The organism is Streptomyces sp. 15-116A, from assembly GCF_025290915.1.
GTDB lineage: Bacteria > Actinomycetota > Actinomycetes > Streptomycetales > Streptomycetaceae > Streptomyces.
The window spans coordinates 1-7,537 of record NZ_JAOCQE010000290.1; the positions used below are offsets into that span (position 1 = coordinate 1).

The following is a 7,537-nucleotide window of genomic DNA, read 5'->3' on the forward strand; positions in this document are numbered from 1 at the left end:
GGAGGCGACCGCCTCCGCGCCGAGCACCCGGCGCAGCCGCCCGACCAGCGCCTGCAACGCGCCCGTGGCGTCGGCGGGCGGCTCGCCCTCCCACACCTCGTCGACCAGCACACGCACCGGCACGACCCGCTCCGGCCGCAGGGCCAGCACGGTCAGCAGCGCACGCAGCCGCGCCCCGCCGACGGGGACGACGGTGCCGTCGGAACGGAGTGCCTGGGTGGTGCCGAGGACGCGATAACGCACGAGGTCCATTGTCTCCGCTGCTCCGGAGCCGGTCACAGCGGCTCTCGGAAGGGGGTCGATGTCGGGCTGGGCAGTCCCACCCTCTGACGGAACCGCCGGACCGCGCGAGACGTTTTCCCGGTGCGCCCGGTACGGTCGGGCAGTCCCACCCCCCGTCCCGCCAGCGCCCGACAGTTCAGGGAGTCCCATGACCACCGCCGCCACCCGCCACAGCGACCGGAGGATCAGTCCGGTCTTCCTGGGGATCCTGGCCGTCACGGCGGTCACCGGCTGGGCGACCTGGACCGGGTTCGCGGAGCAGCCCGGCCTCGCCGTGTTCCTGTTCGTGACGGCGGCGTGGATCGTCTCCCTCTGTCTGCACGAGTACGCGCACGCGCGCACCGCCCTGCACAGCGGCGACATCTCGGTCGGCGCGAAGGGCTATCTCACGCTGAACCCGGTCAAGTACACGCACGCCCTGCTGAGCATCGTGCTCCCCGTACTCTTCGTGATCATGGGCGGGATCGGTCTGCCCGGCGGTGCCGTGTTCATCGAGCGCGGACGCATCCGGGGCCGCTGGCGGCACAGTCTGATCTCGGCGGCGGGCCCGCTGACGAACGTGCTGTTCGCGGCGGTGTGCATGGCCCCCTTCTGGCTGGACGCACTGGACGGCGTCCCCACCGACTTCCGCTACGCGCTCGCCTTCCTCGCCCTGCTCCAGGTGACGGCGGCGATCCTGAACTTCCTGCCGGTCCCGGGCCTGGACGGCTACGGCGTGGTCGAGCCCTGGCTGTCGCACTCCATCCGGCGCCAGGTGGAGCCGTTCGCCCCGTTCGGCCTGCTCTTCGTCTTCGCGCTGCTGTGGGTGCCGGCCCTCAACGGCGCGTTCTTCGACGCGATCGACGCCATCCTCCGGGCCCTCGGCATCAGCGACATCGACTCGTACTGCGGCTTCGAGCTCTACCGCTTCTGGCAGACCAACGAGATCTGCACCATCACCCCGTGACGGACGAGGAGCCCCGCCCGCTCCGCCCGCGCTTGAGGTAGTACCAGCACATGTTGGACGACAGCCCCGCCAGCAGCACCCAGACGACCCCCATCAGCACACTGCCCTGCACGAAGGAGACGACGGCCGCGGCGACGGCGAGCAGGCAGACGACGAGGGAGTAGACGGCGAGGCGGGGCATGGGGCTGGACTCCTGTCGGGGGACACAGACGGTCACAACTGTCACCATCAGTGTCCCCCATCCCTCATACGTCCGTGACGCGGAGCCCGGCGTGGGCCTTGTAGCGGCGGTTGACCGAGATCAGATTGGCGACCAGCGCCTCGACCTGGTGGGCGTTGCGCAGCCGCCCCGCGAAGATGCCGCGCATCCCCGGGATCCGCCCGGCCAGCGCCTGCACGATCTCCACGTCGGCCCGCACCTCGCCGAGCACCATCACATCGGTGTCGATCTCGTCGATCTCCGGATCCTGAAGCAGCACGGCCGACAAATGATGAAAGGCGGCGGTGACCCGCGAATCCGGCAGCAGGGCGGCAGCCTGCTCGGCAGCACTCCCCTCCTCCGGCTTCAGCGCATAAGCCCCCTTCTTGTCGAACCCGAGCGGATTGACACAGTCGACGACCAGCTTCCCCGCAAGCTCCTCCCTCAGCGTCTCCAGCGTCTTGGCGTGCCCGTCCCACGGCACGGCGACGATCACGATGTCGCTGCGGCGCGCGCACTCGGCGTTGTCGGCGCCCTCGATGCCGTGGCCCAGCTCCTCGGCGGCGGCCCGGGCGCGCTCGGCGGCACGGGACCCGATGATCACCTTCTGTCCGGCCTTGCCGAGACGGTAGGCGAGGCCCTTGCCCTGCGGGCCGGTACCGCCGAGTACGCCGACGACGAGGCCGGAGACGTCGGGGAGGTCCCAGGGGTCCTTGGCGGGCGGCTTTGCACTGTCGGTAGAGGTCATGGCCCGACTCTACGACCCGTCCCCTCCCGGGCGATTCCGGGGCGAACGCCCGGCCGGCGGGATCCGATTGGGGCAGGATGCGGTCGCATGGATGCGGTACGGGTCGCGCTGCTGCGGGAAGTGCTCGCCGGGACGGAATGGCTGGGGGCCACGCGGAGGTTCGCGGGGTCGCTGCGGGGGTCGGTGGTGTCGCACGGGGGCGGGCTGCTGCTGGTCGGCACGCCGGACTACGAGCCGTGGCACCTGGCGGCCCACCTGGTGGACGAGGCGGCGTGGTCGGGCACGCCGGAGCTGGCGCCGACCCTGGTACGCCATGACGCACGCCCCTCGGATCCGGCGCATCTGGCGGTGGGCCTCGGGCGACTGGAGGCGGCGCGGCGGGGTGAGACGCTGCTGGTCGTCTCCCCGGGCGAGCCGGGTGCCGCGCTGCTGGAACGGGTGTCGGACGCGCGCCGAGCGGGAGCGGTCCTGCTCTCCCTGGGCCCGGCCGACGGCGAACTGCCGGCCCTGGCCCACGAGACCCTCCCGGTCCCCGAAGGCTCCGAGCTGGACCTGGACACGGTCCAGCACCTGGTCAGCGCGGCGGCGGGCGAGAACGCGGTGCCCCGCAGGGGCCGGCGCACACTCCGCGACCGCCTGTCCCACCTGGCCGACCTCCTGACGGCACCGCCACCACCGCGGTGGTGAGACCGGCGCGGTGCGCGGAGAACCGGGGGAACCGTCCGCCCGTGCAGTGGGCACCGGCGTGGGTGCTGGGCGGGGGTGGGTGTCGCTCACCCGCGCTTGCGGGGTGCCGCTGCGCCCACCCGTGCCGCCCCAGCGGCACGACTGCCCGCAGCTGGGGCGGGAAGACGCGCACGGCGGCCATGTTCCACGCACCGTGGGCGTGCCGCAGGCGCCCGCGGCGGGGAGGGGTCGGGGCGGTGGTGTCTGCCCGCAGCGGCTGGCGCGTCCGCGCCGAGCAGCTTTCTGTGTCGACCTATTTCGCGCCAGACCGAAGACGGACACCACCGACCCGGCCCCGACTCACCCACCGGCCGTAGGCGCTACGCGCACCCCCACCGGAGGGACAGCGGCGCCGCAGGCATCCCCCCACCGGAGCCGCGGAAAAGCGGTTGCCGCAGCCCCACGCACCGCGGATCATCGGCCCTCGTGAGTAACGCCCTGCTCCCCGACCTCGCCCCCTGGCGGGAATCCGCCGACTTCCGGCGCGTCTGGGTCGCCGGGCTCATCACCAACTTCGGCAGCTTCCTGACGTTCGTCGCCCTGCCCGTCCAGATCAAGGAGCTGACCAACTCCGCGGCAGCCGTCGGAGCCATCGGCGCCGTCCAGCTCCTCCCCCTGATCGTCTTCGGCCTCTACGGCGGCGCCCTCGCCGACGCCTGGGACAAACGCAAGCTCATCCTCTGGACCGAGGCCGGCCAAGGCGTCCTCTGCGCCGCCCTGCTGCTCAACGTCCTCCTCCCCACCCCCGCCATCTGGCCCCTCTACCTCGTCGCCGCCGCCTCCTCCGCCCTCTCCGCGATCCAGCGCCCCGCCCTCGACGCCCTCACCCCCCGCATCGTCCGCCACGAGCACCTCCCCGCCGCCGCCTCCCTCAACGCCCTGCGCTGGCAGGTCGGCGCCATCGCGGGCCCCGCCCTCGCCGGCGTGGTCGTCGCGTTCGCCGGCCTGGCGTGGGCGTACGCCGTGGACCTCGCCACCTTCGCCGTCTCCGTCGCGCTCGCCGTCGGCCTCACCCCCTCCCCCGCCTCCCACACCGCGAGGAAGCCGTCCTGGGCGGCGATCACCGAGGGCGCCCGCTACGCCTGGAGCCGCAAGGAACTGCTGGGCACCTACACGATCGACCTCGCCGCGATGTTCCTGGCGATGCCGCTCGCCGTCCTCCCCTTCCTCGCGGACGAACTGCACGCCGAGTGGTCGCTGGGCCTGATGTACGCCGCGATCCCGGCCGGCTCGCTCCTCATCAGCCTGACCAGCGGCTGGACCTCACGGGTGCACCGTCACGGCCGGATGGTGGTGCTGGCCGCCGCCGGCTGGGGCATGGCGATGGCGGCAGCCGGCGTGGCTGGAAACGTCTGGCTGGTGCTGCTGTGCCTGGCGCTCGGCGGCGCCTTCGACATGGTCAGCGGCATCTTCCGCAGCGCGATGTGGAACCAGACCATCCCCGACGAGCTGCGCGGCAGGCTCGCCGGCATCGAGCTGCTGTCGTACTCGGTGGGCCCGCAGCTGGGCCAGGTCCGGGCCGGCGGCATGGCCGCGTGGTTCGGGGTGCGGACGTCGGTGTGGTCGGGCGGCCTGCTGTGCGCGGCGGCAGTGGGCCTGCTGGCACTGTGCCTGCCGAAACTGATGACCTACGACGTCCGCACGAACGAGCACGCGCTACGCCTCCGCGCCCAACGCGAGACCGCAACCGCACCCGAACCCGAACCCGAACCCGAATCCCCGGCCACAACCTAGCTAGGCGGCCCCCGACAACACCCTCAGTCGTCGTCCCGCTCCGCCGAAGACGCAGGCGACGACGCGTCATGCCACCGCGGATCGTTCTCCCACTGAAGGTTCCTCTCCCGCGCCGTCTCCATCGCGTGCTCCGCCTCCGTACGGCTCGCATACGGGCCGAAGCGGTCCTTGCCGGGGCAGTCCGGCCCCTCCTCGACCTTCTTGTGCTCCAGGCAGTAGTACCACTCGCCCGGCTTTCCGACCGTCCGCTTCTTGAACAGGGGCATGACCGGCTCCTCTCACCACGAAGATGGTCCCCCATCGCCGCTGACTTAGACTCGCTGGCATGTCTGGCCAGTCGCTGCTCGTCCCAGGGGAGCTGTCTCCCACCCGTTCCGTGCCCGGAAACATCCGCCGCCCCGAGTATGTCGGCAAGCCCGCCCCGACGCCGTACACCGGACCGGAGGTGCAGACCCCCGAGACCATCGAGGCGATGCGGACCGCCGGCCGGATCGCGGCGCAGGCGATGGCGGAGGCCGCGAAGCACATCGCGCCGGGGGTGACCACCGACGAACTGGACCGGGTGACGCACGAGTTCCTCTGCGACCACGGCGCCTACCCCTCCACGCTGGGCTACCGCGGCTTCCCGAAGTCGCTGTGCACCTCGATCAACGAGGTGATCTGCCACGGCATCCCGGACTCGACGGTGCTGCGCGACGGCGACATCGTGAACCTGGACGTGACGGCGTACATCGGCGGCGTGCACGGCGACAACAACGCCACGTATCTCGTCGGGGACGTGGACGAGGAGAGCCGGCTGCTGGTGGAGCGCACCCGCGAGTCCCTGAACCGCGCGATCAAGGCGGTCAAGCCGGGCCGGCAGATCAACATCATCGGCCGGGTCATCGAGTCGTACGCCAAGCGCTTCGGCTACGGCGTGGTGCGGGACTTCACGGGGCACGGCATCAACAGCTCGTTCCACTCGGGCCTGATCATCCCGCACTACGACAGCCCGCACGCGACGACGGTGATGCAGCCGGGGATGACCTTCACGATCGAGCCGATGCTGACGCTGGGGACGCACGAGTACGACATGTGGGACGACGGGTGGACGGTCGTCACCAAGGACCGCAAGCGGACGGCCCAGTTCGAGCACACGCTGGTGGTCACGGACACGGGCGCGGAGATCCTGACCCTGCCGTAGCCACTCAGCACCTCCACAGCCGCGAAGACCCGCCCTGTCCACAGGGCGGGTCTTTTCATGTGCCGCCGGGGGAATGGCTGGGTAGGCTTTTACCGACAAGCCGTCGGCAAACCTCTTGACTTAGGTAAGCCTAACCATAGAAGATCGGGCCTCATGGACTCCTTCTCGACGCTCATCCGCACCGCGTCCCACGAACAGCACGTGGAGGCCGAGACCTCGACGTTCATGAGCGACCTGCTGGGCGGGCGGCTCGGCGTCGACGCGTACGCGCGGTACACGGAGCAGCTGTGGTTCGTCTACGAGGCACTGGAGACGTCCGCCGAGCGCCTGGCGGCGGACCCGGTGGCCGGTCCCTTCATCCGGCCGGAGCTGATGCGGCTGGCCTCGCTGGAGCGGGACCTGGAGCATCTGCGGGGCACGGGATGGCGGGCGTCGCTGTCCGCGCTGCCGGCGACGCGGGCGTACGCGGACCGGGTGCGGGAGTGCGCCGAGCGCTGGCCCGGCGGCTATGTGGCCCACCACTACACGCGCTATCTGGGTGACCTGTCCGGCGGCCAGATCATCCGCGACAAGGCGGAGAGGACATGGGGCTTCGCGAAGAAGGGCGACGGGGTCCGCTTCTACGTCTTCGAGGAGATCTCCAACCCGGCGGCGTTCAAGCGGATGTACCGGGAGCTGCTGGATGCCGTGCCGGCGGATGATCTGGAGAAGCAGCGGATCGTCGCTGAGTGCAAGGGTGCGTTCGCGCTTAACACGGGGGTTTTTCGGGCGTTGGGTGAGGAGTTTCCGTTGTCGGCGTGAGTGTTTCGGGTGCGGCGCCGTGGGGGCTGGTCGCGCAGTTCCCCGCGCCCCTTAGGTACGTACAGTCACGTCACCGCTCCAGGATCACCCTGCCTCCGATCTCCACCCAGCCGTGGGGCTGTGGTGCCGTGAGGATCTGCGAACCCGTGCCCTGGGTGATGTTCAAGGCCCGCCCCAGCCGGTCGGTGAGCAGCAGCGCGGCCGCGCCCGTCGCCTCGTCCTCGTCGATGCCGTCGTCGCGGCCCGGGAAGGCCCGCGCCCGGATCCGGCCGGCCGGCTCGTCCTCCCAGGCCCAGGCGTAGATCCACTCCCCCTTAGGCGGCACGGCCAGGTCGTCGACCTCGGCGGCGGTGGCGTACTGGCGCAGCGTGCGCGGCGGCACCCACTCGGCCCGCGCCTCGATCCAGCAGAACTCGCCGTCCTGACGGGCGCCCACCACCCCGGCGGGCGTGACGAGTTCGGGCACGTCGAGCAGCCAGGCCGTACCGACGCACGGGTGCCCGGCGAAGGGCAGCCGCAGGGTCGGGGTGTAGATGTCGATCACCCCGCGCTCGGGGTCGTCGACGAACACGGTCTCGCTGAAGCCGAGCTTCGCCGCGAACTCCTGCCGGTCGCTCCGCTCGGGCAGGACGGAACCGTCGCGGACGACACCGAGTTCGTTGCCGTACCCGCCCCGGGGCCCGCAGAAGACGCGCAGCACGTCGTAGTCAGTCACGGGGGCATTCAAGCATCGCCCGTGCGGACGCGAACCGGGGTCGACCGATACGGCCGACCCCGGTCCGACGCCCGGCAGGGCTCCGGCTCACTCAGCCGTCGGCCGCCTCCGCCGGATCGCCAGGACCACGCCCGCGCCCGCCGCCACCGCGACCGCGGCTGCCGTGCCCAGGGCCGCGACCGGCACGTCCGAGCCGGTGCTGG

General features: G+C 71.4%; 10 protein-coding genes. 5 read left to right on the forward strand and 5 right to left on the reverse strand.

Translation table 11 applies throughout. The features are described from left to right. Positions 1–252 (reverse strand): winged helix-turn-helix domain-containing protein (locus N4P33_RS29925; RefSeq protein WP_260830078.1); only part of this gene is annotated, 252 nt, incomplete at its 3' end. A 178-nt stretch (positions 253–430) separates the two neighbouring features. Between N4P33_RS29925 and N4P33_RS29930 the strand changes: the two genes are divergently transcribed. Further along, positions 431–1,228: a site-2 protease family protein gene (locus tag N4P33_RS29930; protein WP_260830079.1), complete on the forward strand. Its 798-nt coding sequence runs from the start codon at positions 431–433 to the stop codon at positions 1,226–1,228. Here N4P33_RS29930 and N4P33_RS29935 read toward each other — a convergent pair. After that, entirely contained in the window at positions 1,218–1,409 is a 192-nt protein-coding gene (locus N4P33_RS29935) for a hypothetical protein (RefSeq protein WP_260830080.1), read from the reverse strand. The two genes, N4P33_RS29930 and N4P33_RS29935, sit on opposite strands and share 11 nt — an antisense overlap. A gap of 64 nt (positions 1,410–1,473) precedes the next feature. Continuing rightward, positions 1,474–2,175, reverse strand: coding sequence for an NADPH-dependent F420 reductase (gene npdG, locus N4P33_RS29940; protein WP_260830081.1), 702 nt, complete (start codon positions 2,173–2,175; stop codon positions 1,474–1,476). Between the two features lie 87 nt (positions 2,176–2,262). On the opposite strand from npdG, the gene N4P33_RS29945 reads away from it, so the two are divergent. Together N4P33_RS29945 and N4P33_RS29950 are read left to right on the forward strand one after the other, a co-directional pair. After that, a complete protein-coding gene (locus N4P33_RS29945) occupies positions 2,263–2,862 on the forward strand; it encodes a hypothetical protein (protein ID WP_260830082.1) in 600 nt (199 codons plus the stop codon). Between the two features lie 465 nt (positions 2,863–3,327). Further along, positions 3,328–4,635: an MFS transporter gene (locus tag N4P33_RS29950; protein ID WP_260830083.1), complete on the forward strand. Its 1,308-nt coding sequence runs from the start codon at positions 3,328–3,330 to the stop codon at positions 4,633–4,635. 23 nt (positions 4,636–4,658) lie between these two features. Here N4P33_RS29950 and N4P33_RS29955 read toward each other — a convergent pair whose 3' ends face one another. Further along, the gene (locus tag N4P33_RS29955; protein ID WP_260830084.1) at positions 4,659–4,901 is read right to left on the reverse strand and encodes a hypothetical protein; all 243 of its coding nucleotides are present in this window, start codon (positions 4,899–4,901) and stop codon (positions 4,659–4,661) included. Positions 4,902–4,960: 59 nt separating this feature from the next. Here N4P33_RS29955 and map point away from each other — a divergent pair, with 59 nt between their 5' ends. Beyond that, on the forward strand, positions 4,961–5,818 hold the full coding sequence (gene map, locus N4P33_RS29960; protein WP_260830085.1) for a type I methionyl aminopeptidase: 858 nt from the start codon (positions 4,961–4,963) through the stop codon (positions 5,816–5,818). Between the two features lie 153 nt (positions 5,819–5,971). Then, positions 5,972–6,619, forward strand: coding sequence for a heme oxygenase (biliverdin-producing) (locus N4P33_RS29965; protein ID WP_260830086.1), 648 nt, complete (start codon positions 5,972–5,974; stop codon positions 6,617–6,619). Between the two features lie 70 nt (positions 6,620–6,689). Here N4P33_RS29965 and N4P33_RS29970 read toward each other — a convergent pair whose 3' ends face one another. Beyond that, entirely contained in the window at positions 6,690–7,334 is a 645-nt protein-coding gene (locus tag N4P33_RS29970) for a PhzF family phenazine biosynthesis protein (protein WP_260830087.1), read from the reverse strand. Positions 7,335–7,537: the final 203 nt, after the last annotated feature.